Below are 17,319 nucleotides of genomic sequence, written 5' to 3' on the forward strand. Positions count from 1 at the left end.
AGGGTTCCAGGGCCGGATTCGGACGAATGACCGCATCACTTCCCCGGCCACGGTGGAGGCGATACGGTCAAAGGTCTTGCCAGGCAAAGGAACTGCATACGCCATGGCCTGCGGGCCAAGTATGTTGACGTAAGCCTCTTCCGAAGAAGAGCGGCTACTCCCCAATGACCGCCTGATTGTAACCGTGGCCTTGCGCGAGGTAGGCGTCCAGCCGTCCGAGTGTTTGGCGTCCTCCTTCAATGGCACCGTATTCGGCCACCACGTGGTCGCGATCAGCGGGTGTGGGAAATACCATGCGGATGGTCAGCAAGGTGCCCTCGCCAAGTTCCTCAAAGGTCCAGGTGGAAACGAAGTTGGCGCCTTTTCCACCAACCCTCCCGCCCCCGTGCGCATACACAATGCGCTCGGGTGGCAGCACCTCCTTGAAGATGCTTTTGTTCGGATAGTCGGTGCCATCCGGTCCGTGCATGGTGTGTTTCCACACACCGCCCAGGCGCACGTCCATTTCCACGATGGTGGTGCTAAAACCGGTAGGCCCCCACCATTTGACCACCTGCTGCGGATCGGTCATGGCCGCCCAAACGCGCTCGCGCGGCGCCTTGATCGCGCGCGAGATCACGATGTGCCGGTCGACAATGCCCGTCAAGGCCGCCAGTTGCTCGTTGAGTTTTTCCACACTCTCCGAACAGCCCTGGTTCATACCCAGTTGCACCATGGCGTCGCGGATCTTTACCGAATCAAAGCGGGTGTGAATCGTCAGGCGGGTGCGATCGCCATCGTCCTCAAACTGGACGGTCTGCACCATGATGCCCGGAGCGTTGTTGTCGCCCGGTGCGCGCCCGGGGCGAATCATGTCGTGCCAGGCAGCAGGGTGGTCGGTGCAATCCATGGTCATTACCAGGCGTTGCATGGGCAGCACTTCCAGGTACTCCCCGCGGATGGGATAGCGCGTGCCGTCCGGCATCTGCATGGTGACGCTGTGGCTTCCACCCACACGCACATCCAGAGCGCACTCACAATGCGTCAATGCCCGCGGGCCCCACCATTGCACCAACAGCTTGGGGTCGGTCCAGGCCCGCCACACCAGGGCACGCGGTGCGTGCACCGTGCGCACCATCAAGAACGCATCGGCTGCAATGGGCATGTTCAGGCCTTTTCCACGCAGTTGATCATCCAGTGGATGCCAAACTTATCAGTGAGGCTGCCGAAATAAGCGCCCCAGAACATGTCCTGCAGCGGCATTTCCACCGTGCCGCTGGCGGCCAGCGCGTTGAACAGACGCTCGGCTTCGGCACGGGTGTCGGGCTCCAGGTTGATATGCACGTTGTTGCCCTGCACCACCTTGAAGCCCATGGACTGCGGTGCGTCAGTCCCCATCAACACATGCCCACCCAGCAAGTTCAGCTCGATGTGCATCACCATGTTGGCGGTGTCGGCTGGCATGGTAGGCTGACCAGGTGCGGCGGGTGCGTCGCGGAAGCGGTGCACGGGACCGTTGAATTCGCCACCAAACACCGTGCAATAGAACGCAAAGGCTTGTTTGGTATTGCCATTGAAATTGAGGTAGGTGCTGGTACGTGCCATGAAGTGCTCCTTTTAGGAAAGAAACCGCGCGGGAATGGCGGCATGAAACGGATAGAGGGGAAAGTAGGGTCTGGCCTCTGCCAGCACCCGTTGCACAGAGGGTCGCGCCATCAATCTGTCGAAGTAGGCGCGCAAGTACCCGAGTTGCTCAGGAAAAGGCTCCAGTGTGTGCGCGTAGAACAGGGCGGGGGCTGCGGCACAGTCGGCCAGACTGAAGTTTGCGCCTGCGGCCCAGAGTGAAGACGCCAGCTGCTTGTCAAGCAAGCGGTACGCGGTCTGTATGGTTGACCGGGCGCCGCCCATGTCCGCCTTGGCACCGCGAATATGGTCGATGACGATGTCTTGCATGGGCGCATGCACGTAGTTGTCGAATATGCGATCCCACAGGCGCACCTGCAACGCCGCATCGAAATCAACGGGAAGCAACGGGCTCTTGCCGGGAAAGAAGCGGTCCAGGTATTCAATGATGACGGATGACTCCGGAACATCGCGGCCGCGCGCGCTGTCCTTCAGCACGGGAAACTTGCAGAACGGCCACATTGACGCGAGTTCCGCCCGGTCCTGTTCCGCTCCGAGATCAATGATGCGCGCATCAAACGCAACGCCGTTCTCGTACAAGGCAATCAGGACCTTGTGGCAAAAGGACGCCAAAGGGTGGTAGTAAAGGGTAAGTGACATGGTGGTTTCCTGGTTCCCATTCAAGGTGTTTGCAATAACGCCAGATAGCTTTCCAGCACATCCAGATTGCCGCTCCAGCCCTGGGTCATGCTGGCGTGGCTTGCGTCGAACATCGCCTGCTCTTCTGCGGTGGCTTCGTGAGCTGCCCACTCGATGGTCAGCAGCGTGGAGTCGCCCTGCTCCTGCAAGGTGGTGACCGAATGGGTGTAAAGCGGCCAGGTGGACGTCCAGGGGTTACGGGTGACGTTGCCCTGCGGGTCCGAGAAGCATTGAATCAGAGCAATCTTCTCGGGCTCCACGATTTCACGAATCAGCCATTTACCCCATAACTCCATGCCCTCGGCAGTCTTCATGGAGTAGTGGAAGGTGCCCCCCACGCGGAAGTCCAGATCGCAGAAAGGCATGGTGCTGCCCTTGGGGCCAAACCAATGGGGAAGGTGCTGGGCCTGCGAATACACGTCCCACACCAGTTGGCGTGGCGCCTTGAGCAGGCGCTGGATCTTGAATGGGGTGCTCATGGGATGTTCTCCTTCGTGGGGGTACCGGTGGTTGGGATATCGGTCTGCAAGGTTTGCAAATAGTCCTCCAGCCGGTCCAGGCGCTCTTCCCAGTGCTGGCGGTACTGGGCAACCCAGTCGGCTGCCTCCATCAGCGGCTTGGCCTGCAGCTTGCACGGACGCCATTGAGCCTGCCGGCTCTGGCTGATGAGCCCGGCGCGCTGCAGCACCTTGAGGTGCTTGGTCACAGCCGGCGCGCTCATGGAAAAGGGCTTGGACAGATCGCTCACCGAGGCCTCTCCCTGCGACAGCCGCGCCAGGATGGCGCGCCGCGTCGGGTCCGCAAGGGCGGCGAAGGTGGTGCTCAGGGTGTCGGGTGGTTGCAAAACAAACCTCTTAATTAACCAATTGGTAAATTAAAGGCAATTTCCTGAGACAAGTCAAGAAATTTCGATGATCACCGACATCGTCTAGAGACACCCGCCACCAATCTGCGCACTGGATGGTGCAAAAATGGCAACTCACTACCTCTTGACTGCGGCCATGAACCAACATTTGCAAGACTTTGAATCCGAAACCGTGACGCAATTGCGTGAGGACCTGGCGCTGGCGCTGCGCGCAGCAGCCTTTCATGGCTTGGCCGAGGGTGTCTGCAACCACTTTAGTGTGGAATTGCCCGACGCATCCGGGCGTTTTCTGCTCAATCCACGCGGCCTGCTCTGGCAGGAGATACAGGCCGACGACATCGTGCTGATCGATGTACACGGCAACAAGCTGGCCGGGCGCCACGCAGTGGAGCCGACTGCCATGTTCATCCACGCGGCCATCCACCGCATTGCCGGCAAGGCCTGCGTGCTGCACACCCACATGCCCTATGCCACGGCCCTTACCCTCACGGCCAGGCGCGCACTGGACACCTGCCTGTCGCAAAACGCCATGCGATTTCATGGCCGTGTCGCCGCCGACGCGCACTACAACGGGCTGGCGCTGGACACATCCGAAGGAGAGCGCATTGCCAACGCCATGCAGGGCGCTGATGTGGTCTTTCTTGGCAACCATGGCGTGGTGGTCTGCGCCCAGCGCATGGACTATGCGTACGACGACCTCTATTACCTGGAGCGTGCCTGTCAGGTCCAGGTACTGGCCCAAAGTACCGGTGCGCCCGTGGTTCCCGTGGCGGCCGATATCGCCCACAAGGTCATGGAACAGACCATTGGCGAACGGCTGCAGTCTGAACTGTTCTTTGCCGCCTTGCGAAGGACTCTGTAGGCGCTTGGTACCACTGCATTTTTCCCTACGGTTAAGGCGCGAACAGCCGATAACCAGTTAGATGAAATCAGTGACGCAACCAAGAGGGCCACACAGAATGACCACGTCCACATTGCAAAGGGTCATGCCCACGGAACTCCAGGTATTGGTATGGAGTGGGCAACTTCGAAAGACCACGTTCTACGAATACTCCGCAATCCGACTGCTATCCAACGCGGTGTGCTGTGTGCGCAATGCCAAGAACCGGGATTTCAGTGCCATGGGACGGTTCTTCATGGCCAACGAGGGCATTCACTCGCTCTGTCTGGGTGTCTTGTACCTGCATGGCCTGCTACCCACCGGCCTGGTAGGGCACCGCTCCATGACCATGCAGGTGGGGTGTGAGCAGATGCACCTGCCGCACGCCTTGCGCGACCAGATTCTCTACGCCAACACCCACCGCGAACTCATCAGCTACGGTTCCACCGAGCCAGTGGAAGAAGACGAGGCCAGCCACCTGGCCGTCCTGGGAGACGCGGCCATCACGCAAGCGCGTTACGTCTTTCCCGACTGGTTCATGTAGGGCTGGCTACAGCCCTGCTTTGGTGGGGCTTTACTTGTAGAACGCCTCGACCTTGCCTTTGATCTTGATCAGCAGCGGGCGTCCTTTGCGGTCCAGGGTCTTGCCGGCCGGGACCCGCACCCATCCTTCGCTGACGCAGTACTCTTCCACGTCATGGCGCTCCTTGTCGTTGAAGCGAATGCCGATATCGTGTTCAAAAATGGCAGCGACGTGATGCGGGCTGCGCGGGTCAATGGACAGGTGGTCCGGCAGTTCAGGGCGATTGGTTGACTCAGTCATGCGAATGGGCTCTTTCAGATTCAGTGCAGTTGGCAGGCGCCCGGACCATCCGGATGTCCGCAGGAGCCACAGGGTCCGCTCAGGACGGCTGGGGCCGACTCGGTCACTGCGGTAGTTGCGAAGACAGAGAGCTTCTTTTCCAGGCTGACGGAGTGGCAAGCGGGGCACTCGGGCGTACTGCCGGAGCGCACCAAGGTTTCGAATTCCTTGCCGCAATCGCTGCAGGCGTATTCATAGATGGGCATGTGATCCTCCTACCCCCGCAACGGGGTGCATAGCGGGCGCAACTGTACCACTGCCAGCCCCGGCGTTTGGCCGCAACATCTGTCAGTCGGCATCCTCTCGTACCATGGCAATCTGAGCCGCAAGGCCCGATGCCAGCTCCAGGCGCCGCAGCAACCAGGGTGTAAGGTCTCCCTCAAACGGGTCCGGCAATATGTGCTGCGTGGGCGCGGCCGAGGCATCCCATGGCACAACCCCGGACGAAACGCCGCGCGTCAGTGCCGCCTCAATGCGCTCTGCCGTGTTGACCAGGGGCTGGGCAATACGATCCTGCTCCAGCCTTGCGCGGCGCAGCAGCAACATGGTCTTGATCGAAGTGAGCTGCGCCAGCAGCTGGTAGCTCAGCGCCAGTATGCGACCCAACGGCTCCAATTGCGGACGCACGGCGCGCGGTTCGAACAGGGCGCGCTGAGTGGCCTGCACCAGGGCGGACAGGGTTTCATAGCATTCGCGCCGGGCCAGCCGCCACTCCAGTTCCGGTGCACTCTCCTGCCTTTGTACACGGCCCAGGTTCAGTGAAATGCGCGCATAGCGGGCCTGCGCAGCCCGGGCCCGTGCGACCAAGGCGGATATGCGGTGCCGCTCCCAGGACGGCAGCACGTAGCTGAAACCCCAGGCAATCGACACACCCATCAGGGTATCCGCAATACGCTCCAACTCATCAAACACCGGACTGGCACCCACATTGATCATGTGCGCCTGCACCAGCCCCAGCACCGTGGCTGCGATGGCCGTGAACAGGTAGCGCCGCAATGCCAGCGCATGGGCGATCGCCTGCGCCACCGTGACCACCAGCAGCATGGTGACCGCGGAGACGTGCGCAGCCAGGATCAGCCCCGCCAGCACGCAACCAATCAAGGTGCCCATGACGCGGCTGTTGCGGCGCTCCAGCGTCTGCGCCAGGCTGCCGCGCAGCACCACCACGATGGTGAGCAGGATCCAGTAGTCGTGCGTGCCCCATGGCAACACCAGACCCAGCACATAGGCAAAACCGATGGCCAATGCAGCGCGTATCGCGTGGCGCATGGTGGGCGCGTCCCACTGCCACACGGTCAGAAAGGGACGCAGCGACCATGCGGTGCTGCTGACGAACATCTGCCAGGTCTGCTTGATCAGCTCCGAGTCGGGCATTGCCGCACCACGTGCCAGGGCGCTGGCGCGCATCGCTTCATCGCTGAGATTGCCAACCCGGTTGGCCAGGCCACGGGCCAGGACGGTGATGTGCGAATCTCCGACGCCAGGCGCACTCTCCCAGGACAATGCCGCAAGCAGTGGCCGCCGGTCCACGATGGGAGCCGGCGTGCGCCGGAACAGCAGGGCATCAGCCAGATCCTCCATGTCCTGGGCAATGTCCCGCAGCACATCGCTCAGCCCCTGCATGGCCTGGAAACTGCCCGTCGATGCGCGCAGCAGATCCAGATCCAGTTCACACGCGGTCAAATGGTCGCGCATCTCCAGGATGAGAAGCAGGATGCCGGCAAGCCGCTGCCTGGGCGGCGAATCCGGGGACTCCAGCACGATGTCGCGCGCGCTCTGCAACTGGTCCGTCAGCGCGGCCTGCTGGCGCAGCAGCACGCCAATCAAGGGTGCTGGGTCGCGCCGGTCGGCCTGCGCAATGCGCATGAACTGCTCGGCCTGGCTACGCATCAGTTGGGCCAAAGCCATCAGGGTATCGGCCAGCATCTGGGTGCGGTAGCGGCTGTTGAGCAGGCGATTGGCCAACGGCGAATACACCAGGTACAACGCAGCGCCCAGCCCAAAGTAGAGTGAGCTGGTCAGTGCGCCTGCACCGGAGTGGTCCGGAAAGGCCATGGAGAAAATCATGGCGAACATCAGCGATACCGCGATCGGCAATCCCCGCTTGCCCCAGGCGCCGCCCAGAAACGCCACAAACGTCGCCGGTACCAACACCAGCCCCAGCCACACCGGCGCATTGCGTAGCGCCTGCACCACGAAGAACAGAGGCAATCCCATCACAGCCGCAGGCAGCAAGTGCCAGAACTTGCCCTTGACGGGAGAGGCCTGGTCGGGCGGGATGCAGACGATGACACCTATGGAAGTTGCCGCGGCAGCCGCCGCACCCAGCAGCCAATGCACCACGCCGGTAATCAGCAGCAACCCCAGAGCCGCCGACACGCCATTGGCCACGTAGTAACTCAGCAGCCCGCGCAGCAGGGGCTTGATGTCCGTTGCTTTGCCAGTCACCGTCAAGCTCCTGCAGTCGCTGCCTGCATCTGCCGCCTGACCAGATCAATATGCTCCTTGAGCATGTAGGCGTGCTCGGAAAAGGCCAGCGGCAATACGGCATGGGTGACCTTGTGCTCGATCTGGTCCAACTGGCGCAGCAACTCTTCGCGCGACTCGGATGCATCGGGTGAGCGCACCTGGATTTCCAAGTACTTGAGCTCGCCATACCAGCGATAGATGCGCCGGCGAATACGCCAACCGTACAGCGCCGGTGCGGTACGCAATACCGGCACCAGAATGGCCAACAAGGGGATGATGGCCAGGGCCGCGCGATCTACCAACGTGGCCAGCCAGAAAGGCAGATACCGCTGCAGGAATGGCGGGCCGGACTGGTAGAAGCGGGCCGCATCCTTGCTCAGGGGAAAGTCCGTGTCCTTGACTGCAGGAAAGGCCTTGGGTGCGTTGAGCAGGTCGGCTCCGCCATGGGTCTTCTGCATGGCCTTGAGCAGCAGCGATACCAGAGCGGGATGCAGACTCTGGGTGACCACTACGGTGGTGGTGGTGGCCAGCAAATTCAGGTCGTGTGCGGGCCGATTGGAGCCCAGATCCCATGCGCCGTGCGGCAACACCAGGTGGTGCAAATAGGGGAACTGCCGGGTGTACGCCTCGGCCTGGTCCAGGTTCATGATGCGGATGCCGGGTGTTGCCACCAGCTCGCGCACCATCGCGGATTCAGGCGCTCCAATGAAGATGCCCGCATCGACCTCCCCTTGCTGCAACAGCTTTTGCGCCGCTGCCCGGCCCACGGTGACGAAGCGGCTGTTCTTGGCGTCCACGCCGTTGGCCTGCAGCAGACGCAGGGCGAACACATGGGTGCCGGAGCCCGGTGGGCCGACCGCAATGCGTTGCCCCTTGAGTGCGGACAGGCGCGTCTGTAGGTGGCGGTCACGATAGAAAATCCAGATCGGCTCATACGACACCGAGCCGAGCGACACCAGGTCCACATCGGAATCGCTGGCACGACTTTCCTCGGTATCCGACAAGCCATCCTGCAGGAAGGCAATGCGCGCCGCGTCATCCTCGTCCCGCAGCCGCTTGACGTTGTCCAGCGCACCACCGGACGACTGCACCTCCAGCTCCACACCGTCCTGCGCCAACTCCTTGGCGTAGCGGTTGGCAAAATCCAGGTACTCGCTATCTTCGGCGCCGGTAGCGATCACCACATGGCGCGACGGTGCCGGGTCGATGAAATGCAGTGCAGCCCACACCGCCACGGCGACTGCCGCTGCGACCGGCAGGGCGGAGGCCAACGCATCCCTCCAGGAAAAGCGGCGAAACCAGGCTATTGTTTTTCCCATACGACTCTCAAAGGCACCCGTGTTTGGTTGGCAGCCCCAGCAGGGGCGGGGAAGTGTGCGCAGTCTAACCTGCATCAAACAGGCCTATCGCACGCCCGCGCGCATGGCTTGGACTTCTTTGTTATCTTCCACGGTTCCCTGCGCATCACCATGAACAACAACTTCTTACAAATTGCCATGGTCCTTGGCCTGTTGTCAGCCATCGGACCTTTTGCCATCGACATGTACCTGCCTGCCCTGCCGTCCATCGGCAGCAGCCTGGGCGCTTCGGCTGGTGCCGTCCAGATGAGTCTGATGGCCTTCTTCATCGCCCTGGGACTGGGGCAGATGGTGTATGGCCCGGCATCGGACATGTTTGGGCGCAAGCGTCCCCTGTATTGGGGACTGGTCATCTTCGCCGTGGGCAGTGTGGGCTGCGCGCTGGCGCCTGACATCCAGACCCTGGTTCTGTGGCGCCTGGTGCAGGGCACAGGCGCTTGCGCTGGCATGGTGGTGCCGCGCGCAGTGGTGCGCGACCTGCACACCGGGCCGGAGGCGGCACGCCTGATGGCGCTGCTGACCCTGGTGTTCAGCGTGTCACCCATTCTGGCGCCCCTGTTTGGCAGTTTTCTGATCGAATGGAGCGGCTGGCGTGCAGTGTTCTGGGCCGTTACGGTGGCGGCGGTGCTCGCAATGGTGCTGCTGGCCATGGCGCTGCCAGAAACCCGCTCAAAGGAAAGTCGTATCGGCAGCAGTGTGGGCAGCGCCCTGCGCGGATACGGCGTGCTGCTGCGTGACGGCCATTTCATCGGACTGGTGCTGATTGGCGGCTTTGGCATCTCCAGCTTTTTCGCCTACCTGGCCAACTCGTCCTTTGTTCTCATCAACCACTACGGCCTGACACCGCGCGAGTACAGCTTTGCCTTTGCCGCCAACGCTGCGTCCTTCATCGGCATGTCGCAACTCACCGGCCGCATGGTCAAGCGCTTTGGCATGGTGCCTTTGGTGCGTGGCGGCGTAGCCTGCTACGCGGCAGTGATGACGCTGCTGATGGCGCTGCATTGGGCCGGGTTCGAAGGACTTCCTCTGATCATTGCCCTGCTCTTCATTGGCTATGGTTTTCTGGGTCTGGTGATGCCTTCGGCTGCCGTGCTGGCGCTGGACGAGCATGGAGAGATCGCCGGCACGGCCTCCGCGCTGATGGGCACACTGCAGTTCATGACCGGAGCTGCCGTCATGGCCCTGGTGGGACTGTTCGTGGATGGCACGGCCCGCCCCATGTTGGTCGGTATCGCAGGCTCCGCCCTGGTTACGTTGCTGCTGACTGCAATCACTCTGCGCGGACATCGCGCCGACAAGCCACACCAGCCGATCGCCTGAGCGGCGCGGCCTATGCGCCCGTAGCTGCCTATTCCTGAGGTTCCACCTCCGCTGGGCTTTGCGGCTGTGCGATCAACACCGGGACCGGACAGGCGTGGAGCACTTCGTTGGACACCGAGCCCATCAAGGCCCGACGCAATCCGCTCTGGCCGCGTGCGCCCATGATCACCATCTGGCAGCCAAAGCGCTCCACGATGTCCACAATGGTATGCGCAGGGTCGCCCTGGGCGACTTCGCTTTCGTAGGCAATGCCGGCGGCTTCCAGCAATGCCTGGGCAGATCGCAAGGCATGCATACCGGCATCGGCACTGACCTGCTCAATCACTTCCGGGTTGTGGGCCACGATCAGCTCGTACAGATTGGCTGGTTCCTGCACATTGGCCAGAACCACGTCTGCGCGCAACCCATCTGCCACCAGACGGATGGCAAACCGTACGGCCTCCAATGAAAACTCCGATCCATCCACGGGCAACAACAGCTTCATGGCGCGCTCCTTTGTTTTAGTCATGAACCAGTGTATGCAGTTTCAAGTTCCCGGGGTAACAGAATTCGCAACCTTCGGCACAAAATGCAAAACCGTGGCAGCATGCACGCCGTTGTGGTCTATTTCAAGAGGAGAGAGACATGGGATCTTCAATCAATTTTCAACGCCCCGACGGCAAGACGGTGCAGGGCTACCTCGCTGAACCGGCACAGGCCGCGGGCGCTCCAGGCGTGGTGGTGATCCAGGAATGGTGGGGTCTGAACGCGCAGATCCGCGGCGTGGCAGACCGGTTGGCAACTGCGGGGTACCAGGCGTTGGTGCCAGACCTGTACCGGGGCAATTCCACCGTGGAAGCAGAAGAGGCGCACCACCTGATGTCGGGACTGGATTTTGCCGACGCGGCGTCACAGGACATTCGTGGCGCAGTGCAGTTTCTCAAGGCCCGCACGTCCAAGGTGGGCGTGACCGGCTTCTGCATGGGCGGCGCTTTGACGCTGCTGGCACTTACGCAATCCCCGGAAATTGATGCCGGTGTGGTCTGGTACGGTTGCCCTCCACTGGAGTACATCGACGCCAGCAAGATCCGCGCTCCCATCCTCGGCCATTGGGCCACGCAGGACGAGTTCTTCAAGGCGGAAACGGTGAATCTGCTGGAAGACAAGTTGCGTGCGGCGGATGTCAACCTGGAGTTCCACCGCTATCTGGCGCATCATGCCTTTGCCAACGAAACTGCGGTAGGTCCCGGTCGCATTCCGGCCACGCAGTTCGATCCGGTGTGGGCTCAGCAAGCCTGGGATCGCACGCTGCGCTTCTTCGGTCGAACCTTGGGCTAACGGCCTTCGATCTGGACGCTCGGCACTTCCGTTGCCTCCACGTCCACCACATCGGCTGACGCAGGACGCCGCCCGGCGCCTGCGGACCACGCCCCTTGATGAAAGGGTCGCGCGGCCTGCTTGAACCGCGTGAAGGTCGCGCCCACCTGCGGCCTACGCCCCGTCAACAGCGCGCGCAATACGACAAATGCCAGAACGGCGATGCCGATTGCGACCAGGCACAACACCAGCACAGTCACCAGCGCGACGAAAGTGAGTTTGAGCAATTTGCGCAAGGCAAATGCCAGCGATTCCAGAACACGTTGCATGCGCCGATTTTGCACCCAGCGGCAGATGCCCTCATCTGCGTGGGGCTGCTGCCCACCAACGGCGTGTCAAACGCAAGGCTCAGGGTCTGCCAACTGGCAATGCAACGGTTAAATGGCTGTCGATGTCAGCGGGCATTTCCATGAATTGACGCCACCCTTGCAACACAGCCTTGTATTGCCCCAGCGTGCACGACCAAAGCGGCCAGCTTGCGCTTTCACCATAGACCACATGTTCAAAGGTCGCTTGGGAGCGCGTGAGAAAGTGTGAGAAATATTTCCCACCCCATTCAGCAGCATCGATCTCGCCTCTCTCCAGTTTGCCTATGTCTTGCAGCGCCGCATCGCAGAGTTGCGGCTGCTGTTCAGGAAAGTCAGAGGTGACGGCGGAGAGGAGGTATTTGCTGAATTCATAGACAACGCCTTCAGGTGCATTCATCACAGAGGCGACCTTCTCCAGTCGGGGCGACTGGTCGCTGCGGCTTGCTCCCTTGTGTGACCTGCGGTAGCGGAAATGCACATCCATTGCTTTCTCCTCCAATGAGACTTTGGCAAATTGCCAGGCGTGCAACCGGAAGACGCGGAACCCGTTCAAGCCGGGCCTCATGCCCAATCGCGGCGACCGCATCACCGAGGGTGAAAGTTCGCTTGGAAACATGCGGGGTCGATTGCTGTGCCGATCCGGCAAATTAGAAGACAACAGAAGTCTTCACACTGTAAATCCCACTTAGCAATCACCGTGCCCAAGGCCCGGACAAACACAATGCACGGGCCGCAACTTGCGGTGAATCTGGAAGCGGAGCAAGTTGATGAGTCAGGTACCGACATTGAGATCTTCCGATCGATTCGAAGCATCCTTCTCTTTATTGGCGACAGACAAATCCATGGAGTCGGACGAGGTCCGAAAGCTGTTGCAAGTCGCCACAGACTCCCTGCTTGGTCACATTGCCACCATGTGCGAAGGTGCACTCATTGTGGACAAGGACGCCCGCATAGTGTGGATGAACGAGCGCTACCCCCATCGCCTGGGCATCACCGATCTCGCTGGGACCATCGGTAAACCGGTGGAGCAAATATTGCCCAATAGCCTGATGCGCACCGTGGTGGAAACCGGTCGCCCGATCATGCTGGACATCATGGAGTTTGGATCTGAGAGCTTTGTCGTGGTGCGCCTGCCTCTGCGCGACGGCGACCACAACATCATCGGTGCGATCGGAATTATTCTGCTCGACAATGCTTTGGGACTGGCGCCTCTTGTCGGTCGCTACAACCGACTCCGGCAAGACTATTCGGATGCACAGAACAAGCTTGCACTGGCGCGCCGAGCCAAGTACACACTCGGCAGCATCGTCGGCGGTTCACCCGCCTGCATTCAGCTCAAGCTCCAGGCGCGCCGCGCCGCGCCGCGCGCTCCAACGCTGCCGTGCTGATCCAGGGTGAAACGGGCACGGGCAAAGAGTTGCTCGCCCAGGCCATACACAACGCCAGTGACCGCGCCAGCAAGCCCTTTGTTGCCGTCAATATCGCGGCCATTCCGGAGAACCTGCTGGAATCCGAATTCTTCGGCCACGCTGCCGGTGCATTCACGGGCGCTGACCGCAAGGGGCGCGAAGGCAAATTCAAGATGGCAAATGGTGGCACGCTGTTTCTGGATGAAATTGGCGACATGTCTGCCGCCGTCCAGGCCAAGTTGCTGCGCGTATTGCAGGAAGGGGAATTCGAGGCACTGGGCTCCAATCGACTGGAGACCGTCGACGTGCGCATTGTTGCAGCGACCAGTTGTGACCTGCAGGTCGAGATGGCCGCAGGTCGCTTTCGCCCCGACCTGTTTTACCGCCTCAACGTAGTCAGCCTACACGTGCCACCACTACGGGAGCGGACTTCGGACTTGCCCGCCCTGTGCGAGCATCTGTTGGACAGCCTGACGCAAAAGCTCAGGCTGCCCCCTCGGGAAATCACGCCCGACGCGCTGAATCGGCTGGCACAGCATGCCTGGCCCGGCAACGTTCGGGAGTTGAGCAACATTCTGGAACGGGTGCTTCTGATGAGCGATGCAGACACGATCACCCTGGAAGCGGTGAACGCAGTGCTCCCAGCAGCCGCCCCTAACCCTGCAGAACCAGTAGCTGCCGCAGCGTTCACGTTAACCGATACCTTGCGCAATGCCGAAAAAATTGCCATAGCGCAAGCACTGCTTGCATGTGCTGGCAATCGCACGCGTGCAGCACAGCAGCTGGGCATATCGCGGACCAGCCTGTATGAAAAGGTGACGCTGCACGGGCTTTCCTGAAAAGACATCCGGAGAAGCGGACACGCCGTCCGGTGCGCCAGACACATTGCAGGACAAAACCCTCTAAACGCAGGGTTTACCCGTGACGAATCCCCCGCATTTTGACTGGCAAGACTTTTGCAAAGTCCCAGCACTTCACACGGGTTGTGTGATTGCATAACGAGGAGATATCTATGGCATTTTTGATTGTTCTGGCAGCCCTATGCTTTCTGATGTTTGTTGCCTACCGAGGCTACAGCGTCATATTGTTTGCCCCGGTGGCTGCTCTGGGCGCCGTGCTGCTGACCGACCCCGGCATGGTCGCGCCCATGTTCACCGGTTTGTTCATGGACAAGATGGTGGGGTTTGTCAAAAGCTACTTCCCGGTATTCCTGTTGGGCGCCGTGTTTGGCAAAGTCATTGAGCTCTCGGGCTTTTCCAAGGCCATTGTTTCTTCGGTGATCCAGATGCTGGGCAGTGGACGTGCCATGCTGTCCATCGTGCTGGTCTGCGCCTTGCTCACCTATGGTGGCGTATCGCTGTTCGTGGTGGTCTTTGCCGTGTACCCCTTTGCAGCGGAAATGTTCCGTCAGAGCGATATTCCCAAGCGACTGATTCCGGGCACCATTGCGTTAGGGGCCTTCAGCTTCACCATGGACTCGCTGCCAGGCACGCCCCAGATCCAGAATGTGATCCCCACCACATTCTTCAAGACCAATATCTATGCAGCACCCTGGCTTGGAAGCATAGGCGCACTGTTCATCTTCTTCGCCGGCATGGCCTATCTGGAATGGCGCCGCCGCAGTGCGCTGGCTGCAGGTGAAGGCTATGGCACGGGACACAGCAACGAACCGGAGCCGTTCGACCATTCCGAAAAACTCGCCAACCCCTGGGTGGCCATTCTTCCGCTGGTCCTCGTCGGCGCAACCAACCGCCTGTTCACCGACCTCATTCCCAAGGTCTATGGCAAATCGGTCGAGTTCATTCCGGCCGTCATCGGCAAGGCCACGCCCGTCACGCAGGACGTCACCAAGGTGGCCGCCATCTGGGCAGTGGAGGGCGCGCTGCTGGTGGGCATTCTGTCGGTCATCGTGTTCGCATACAAACGGGTGATTGCCAAGTTTGCGGAGGGCACCAAAAGTGCCATTGCAGGTGCGTTGCTGGCCTCCATGAACACCGCTTCCGAGTACGGATTCGGTGCCATCATCGCCGCCCTGCCCGGATTTCTGGTGGTCGCCAACGCCCTGCAATCCATACCCAACCCGCTGATCAACGAAGCCATCACCGTCACCTCGCTGGCGGGCATCACAGGTTCGGCATCCGGCGGCATGGGCATTGCACTGGCGGCCATGTCCGACTTCTTCATCCAGGCGGCCAACAACACGGGCATTCCGCTGGAGGTGCTGCACCGCGTGGCCTCCATGGCCAGCGGCGGCATGGACACCTTGCCGCACAACGGCGCCGTCATCACCCTGCTGGCCGTCACCGGACTCACACACCGCGTGGCCTATCGCGACATTTTCGCCATCACCGCACTCAAGACGACGGCGGTATTCGTGGTGATTGCCGTCTACTACCTGACCGGACTTGTGTAGGTCCGCATGCAGACACAGGCAATGACCGCCACGCTGCGCGGCAGCCCCACCGGCAAGGTCGTCAGCGCGCGCCAGGCGGCCCAGTTGATACGGGATGGCGACACGGTAGCCACAGGCGGCTTTGTGGGTATCGGCTTCGCAGAAAACCTGGCAGTTGCCATTGAAACGCTGTTTCTTGAAGGGCAGCGTGCCAGCGACTCCTCTGCGGGCCATCCCCGCAACCTGACCCTGGTGTATGCAGCGGGTCAGGGCGATGGGCAGGAGCGCGGTCTCAACCACCTGGGTCACCCGGGTCTGGTGCGTCGCGTGGTGGGTGGGCATTGGGGTTTGGTGCCCAAGCTCCAACATCTGGCCTTGAACAACCTGATCGAGGCCTGGAACTTGCCCCAGGGTGTCATCTGCCATCTGTTCCGTGACATTGCTGCAGGCAAGCCGGGCACACTGACCCACGTGGGACTGGGCACTTTCGTCGACCCGCGCCATGGCGGCGGCAAGCTCAATGAAAAAACCCGGCAATGTGGAACGGAGCTGGTAAGACTCATGGAGCTCGATGGCCAGGAGTACCTGTTCTACAAGGCCTTCCCCATCCATGTCGGCCTGATACGGGGCACCACCGCTGACGCCGATGGCAATATCACCATGGAGCGCGAAGCCCTCACCCTGGAGGCGCAAGCCATTGCCATGGCGGCCCATAACAGCGGAGGCATTGTCATCGCCCAGGTTGAACGCATTGCCGAACGCCATTCGCTCAACCCGCGCCAGGTCAAAGTGCCTGGGGTATTGGTGGACTGCGTTGTCGTTGCCGAGAAGCCCGCGTACCACCAGCAGACTTTTGTGGAGCCCTACAGCGCTGTCTTTGCCTCGGAGATCCGCCAGCCTGACCATGCCCTGCCTGCGATGAAGCTCGATGCGCGCAAGATCATTGCGCGCCGCGCCGCCATGGAGATAAAAGCCAATGACGTAGTCAACCTCGGTATCGGCATGCCCGAAGGGCTGGCCGCGGTGGCAGCAGAAGAAAACATCGCAGACCTCATGACCCTCACCACCGAGCCCGGCGTGATTGGGGGCATTCCCGCTGGGGGATTGAATTTCGGCGCTGCCACCAATGCTCAGGCCATCATCGACCAACCCAGCCAGTTTGACTTCTATGACGGCGGCGGACTGGATGTCGCCTTTCTCGGCCTTGCACAGGCAGACCGAGAGGGCAACATCAATGTGTCCCGGTTCGGCAACAAGTTGGCCGGCGCTGGTGGCTTCATCAACATCAGCCAGAACGCCAGACGGGTGGTCTTTGTCGGCACATTCACCGCGGGGCAACTGGAACTGTCGATTGCGCGAGGACGGGTGCACATCCAGCAGGAAGGAAGCTCCCGCAAGTTCCTGCATGCAGTCGAACACCGTACCTTCAGCGGCGCCATCGCATGGGCACGCGGCAAACCGGTTCTGTACATCACCGAGCGCTGTGTCTTTCAGCTTGGCAGCGAAGGGCTGGAGTTGATTGAAATCGCCCCCGGCATTGACCTGCAGCGTGACATCCTGGACCACATGGACTTTGTTCCCGCCATGCAAGGCTCCCCCCGGCTCATGGAAGCGCGCATCTTCCACGACGAACCCATGGGCCTGCGCCACCAACTCCTGTAAACCGCCTGGGAAAGGCGTTTGCAACGAGGCACCGCCTGTGCCTGTATGAGCGAGATGGCGTAGGATAAAATCCTCCTCCCGAACATGTGTGATTGCCGGTGCACACGGGATGCCAGACATCCTGTCTTTGCCCCAGA

The 17,319-nt window shown here is 61.0% G+C and carries 18 protein-coding genes, 1 pseudogene and 1 riboswitch; of the genes and pseudogenes, 7 read left to right on the forward strand and 12 right to left on the reverse strand.

The genetic code is table 11. From position 1 onward, the window contains the following. Position 1: 1 nt before the first annotated feature. Positions 2–175: riboswitch (yybP-ykoY riboswitch) on the reverse strand. The 5 genes from AC1RMF_RS17855 to AC1RMF_RS17875 all read right to left on the reverse strand — a co-directional run bounded on the left by AC1RMF_RS17855 (position 155) and on the right by AC1RMF_RS17875 (position 3,145). Continuing rightward, positions 155–1,144, reverse strand: a complete 990-nt coding sequence (locus AC1RMF_RS17855) for an SRPBCC family protein (protein ID WP_493143229.1) — start codon at positions 1,142–1,144, stop codon at positions 155–157. Its footprint overlaps the riboswitch before it by 21 nt. 2 nt (positions 1,145–1,146) lie before the next feature. Beyond that, the gene (locus tag AC1RMF_RS17860; RefSeq protein ID WP_493143230.1) at positions 1,147–1,584 is read right to left on the reverse strand and encodes a VOC family protein; all 438 of its coding nucleotides are present in this window, start codon (positions 1,582–1,584) and stop codon (positions 1,147–1,149) included. A 12-nt stretch (positions 1,585–1,596) separates the two neighbouring features. Beyond that, positions 1,597–2,262, reverse strand: coding sequence for a glutathione S-transferase family protein (locus tag AC1RMF_RS17865; RefSeq protein ID WP_493143232.1), 666 nt, complete (start codon positions 2,260–2,262; stop codon positions 1,597–1,599). Between the two features lie 20 nt (positions 2,263–2,282). Then, positions 2,283–2,780 carry an SRPBCC family protein gene (locus tag AC1RMF_RS17870; RefSeq protein WP_342619367.1) on the reverse strand — a complete coding sequence of 166 codons (498 nt, stop codon included), beginning with the start codon at positions 2,778–2,780 and terminating at the stop codon, positions 2,283–2,285. Beyond that, positions 2,777–3,145: an ArsR/SmtB family transcription factor gene (locus AC1RMF_RS17875; protein ID WP_342619368.1), complete on the reverse strand. Its 369-nt coding sequence runs from the start codon at positions 3,143–3,145 to the stop codon at positions 2,777–2,779. Before AC1RMF_RS17875 ends, AC1RMF_RS17870 begins: the two co-directional genes overlap by 4 nt. A 157-nt stretch (positions 3,146–3,302) precedes the next feature. On the opposite strand from AC1RMF_RS17875, the gene AC1RMF_RS17880 reads away from it, so the two are divergent. Continuing rightward, positions 3,303–4,028, forward strand: coding sequence for an aldolase (locus tag AC1RMF_RS17880; protein WP_342619369.1), 726 nt, complete (start codon positions 3,303–3,305; stop codon positions 4,026–4,028). Between the two features lie 97 nt (positions 4,029–4,125). Further along, positions 4,126–4,590, forward strand: a complete 465-nt coding sequence (locus tag AC1RMF_RS17885; protein WP_493143235.1) for a hypothetical protein — start codon at positions 4,126–4,128, stop codon at positions 4,588–4,590. A gap of 30 nt (positions 4,591–4,620) precedes the next feature. Here AC1RMF_RS17885 and AC1RMF_RS17890 read toward each other — a convergent pair whose 3' ends face one another. From AC1RMF_RS17890 to AC1RMF_RS17905, 4 genes are all read right to left on the reverse strand, one after another. Beyond that, entirely contained in the window at positions 4,621–4,869 is a 249-nt protein-coding gene (locus AC1RMF_RS17890; protein ID WP_342619371.1) for a DUF3297 family protein, read from the reverse strand. Positions 4,870–4,889: 20 nt separating this feature from the next. After that, positions 4,890–5,114, reverse strand: coding sequence for an FmdB family zinc ribbon protein (locus AC1RMF_RS17895; RefSeq protein ID WP_342619372.1), 225 nt, complete (start codon positions 5,112–5,114; stop codon positions 4,890–4,892). Positions 5,115–5,196: 82 nt separating this feature from the next. After that, complete coding sequence (locus AC1RMF_RS17900; RefSeq protein ID WP_493143237.1) at positions 5,197–7,356, reverse strand: FUSC family protein; 2,160 nt, start codon at positions 7,354–7,356, stop codon at positions 5,197–5,199. Positions 7,357–7,358: 2 nt separating this feature from the next. Further along, complete coding sequence (locus AC1RMF_RS17905) at positions 7,359–8,696, reverse strand: TAXI family TRAP transporter solute-binding subunit (protein WP_342619374.1); 1,338 nt, start codon at positions 8,694–8,696, stop codon at positions 7,359–7,361. A 150-nt stretch (positions 8,697–8,846) separates the two neighbouring features. Here AC1RMF_RS17905 and AC1RMF_RS17910 point away from each other — a divergent pair, with 150 nt between their 5' ends. Then, a complete protein-coding gene (locus AC1RMF_RS17910) occupies positions 8,847–10,055 on the forward strand; it encodes a multidrug effflux MFS transporter (protein ID WP_493143240.1) in 1,209 nt (402 codons plus the stop codon). Between the two features lie 28 nt (positions 10,056–10,083). On the opposite strand, the gene AC1RMF_RS17915 is transcribed toward AC1RMF_RS17910, so the two are convergent. Further along, complete coding sequence (locus tag AC1RMF_RS17915; RefSeq protein WP_493143242.1) at positions 10,084–10,539, reverse strand: universal stress protein; 456 nt, start codon at positions 10,537–10,539, stop codon at positions 10,084–10,086. Positions 10,540–10,679: 140 nt separating this feature from the next. Between AC1RMF_RS17915 and AC1RMF_RS17920 the strand changes: the two genes are divergently transcribed. Then, positions 10,680–11,372: a dienelactone hydrolase family protein gene (locus AC1RMF_RS17920; RefSeq protein WP_493143244.1), complete on the forward strand. Its 693-nt coding sequence runs from the start codon at positions 10,680–10,682 to the stop codon at positions 11,370–11,372. On the opposite strand, the gene AC1RMF_RS17925 is transcribed toward AC1RMF_RS17920, so the two are convergent. Then, on the reverse strand, positions 11,369–11,680 hold the full coding sequence (locus tag AC1RMF_RS17925) for a hypothetical protein (RefSeq protein WP_493143246.1): 312 nt from the start codon (positions 11,678–11,680) through the stop codon (positions 11,369–11,371). The two genes, AC1RMF_RS17920 and AC1RMF_RS17925, sit on opposite strands and share 4 nt — an antisense overlap. Positions 11,681–11,759: 79 nt before the next feature. Next, on the reverse strand, positions 11,760–12,203 hold the full coding sequence (locus AC1RMF_RS17930; RefSeq protein WP_493143247.1) for a hypothetical protein: 444 nt from the start codon (positions 12,201–12,203) through the stop codon (positions 11,760–11,762). 358 nt (positions 12,204–12,561) lie between these two features. Here AC1RMF_RS17930 and AC1RMF_RS17935 point away from each other — a divergent pair. From AC1RMF_RS17935 to AC1RMF_RS17945, 3 genes and pseudogenes are all read left to right on the forward strand, one after another. Next, positions 12,562–13,967, forward strand: a pseudogene (locus AC1RMF_RS17935) (sigma-54 interaction domain-containing protein). Between the two features lie 173 nt (positions 13,968–14,140). After that, positions 14,141–15,541, forward strand: a complete 1,401-nt coding sequence (locus AC1RMF_RS17940; RefSeq protein ID WP_493143249.1) for a GntP family permease — start codon at positions 14,141–14,143, stop codon at positions 15,539–15,541. Positions 15,542–15,547: 6 nt separating this feature from the next. After that, on the forward strand, positions 15,548–17,182 hold the full coding sequence (locus tag AC1RMF_RS17945) for an acyl CoA:acetate/3-ketoacid CoA transferase (RefSeq protein ID WP_493143251.1): 1,635 nt from the start codon (positions 15,548–15,550) through the stop codon (positions 17,180–17,182). The last annotated feature ends 137 nt before the right edge of the window (positions 17,183–17,319 follow it).

This window comes from Rhodoferax sp. GW822-FHT04A08 (assembly GCF_058801025.1).

Bases quoted from the DNA above. Each gene is read 5' to 3' on its own strand.
- AC1RMF_RS17930 (WP_493143247.1), bottom strand. From the start codon at position 12,203: ATGGATGTGCATTTCCGCTACCGCAGGTCACACAAGGGAGCAAGCCGC.
- AC1RMF_RS17925 (WP_493143246.1), bottom strand. From the start codon at position 11,680: ATGCAACGTGTTCTGGAATCGCTGGCATTTGCCTTGCGCAAATTGCTC.
- AC1RMF_RS17915 (WP_493143242.1), bottom strand. From the start codon at position 10,539: ATGAAGCTGTTGTTGCCCGTGGATGGATCGGAGTTTTCATTGGAGGCC.
- AC1RMF_RS17855 (WP_493143229.1), bottom strand. From the start codon at position 1,144: ATGCCCATTGCAGCCGATGCGTTCTTGATGGTGCGCACGGTGCACGCA.
- AC1RMF_RS17945 (WP_493143251.1), top strand. From the start codon at position 15,548: ATGCAGACACAGGCAATGACCGCCACGCTGCGCGGCAGCCCCACCGGC.
- AC1RMF_RS17885 (WP_493143235.1), top strand. From the start codon at position 4,126: ATGACCACGTCCACATTGCAAAGGGTCATGCCCACGGAACTCCAGGTA.
- AC1RMF_RS17860 (WP_493143230.1), bottom strand. From the start codon at position 1,584: ATGGCACGTACCAGCACCTACCTCAATTTCAATGGCAATACCAAACAA.
- AC1RMF_RS17920 (WP_493143244.1), top strand. From the start codon at position 10,680: ATGGGATCTTCAATCAATTTTCAACGCCCCGACGGCAAGACGGTGCAG.
- AC1RMF_RS17905 (WP_342619374.1), bottom strand. From the start codon at position 8,696: ATGGGAAAAACAATAGCCTGGTTTCGCCGCTTTTCCTGGAGGGATGCG.
- AC1RMF_RS17910 (WP_493143240.1), top strand. From the start codon at position 8,847: ATGAACAACAACTTCTTACAAATTGCCATGGTCCTTGGCCTGTTGTCA.
- AC1RMF_RS17895 (WP_342619372.1), bottom strand. From the start codon at position 5,114: ATGCCCATCTATGAATACGCCTGCAGCGATTGCGGCAAGGAATTCGAA.
- AC1RMF_RS17865 (WP_493143232.1), bottom strand. From the start codon at position 2,262: ATGTCACTTACCCTTTACTACCACCCTTTGGCGTCCTTTTGCCACAAG.
- AC1RMF_RS17870 (WP_342619367.1), bottom strand. From the start codon at position 2,780: ATGAGCACCCCATTCAAGATCCAGCGCCTGCTCAAGGCGCCACGCCAA.
- AC1RMF_RS17880 (WP_342619369.1), top strand. From the start codon at position 3,303: ATGAACCAACATTTGCAAGACTTTGAATCCGAAACCGTGACGCAATTG.
- AC1RMF_RS17940 (WP_493143249.1), top strand. From the start codon at position 14,141: ATGGCATTTTTGATTGTTCTGGCAGCCCTATGCTTTCTGATGTTTGTT.
- AC1RMF_RS17890 (WP_342619371.1), bottom strand. From the start codon at position 4,869: ATGACTGAGTCAACCAATCGCCCTGAACTGCCGGACCACCTGTCCATT.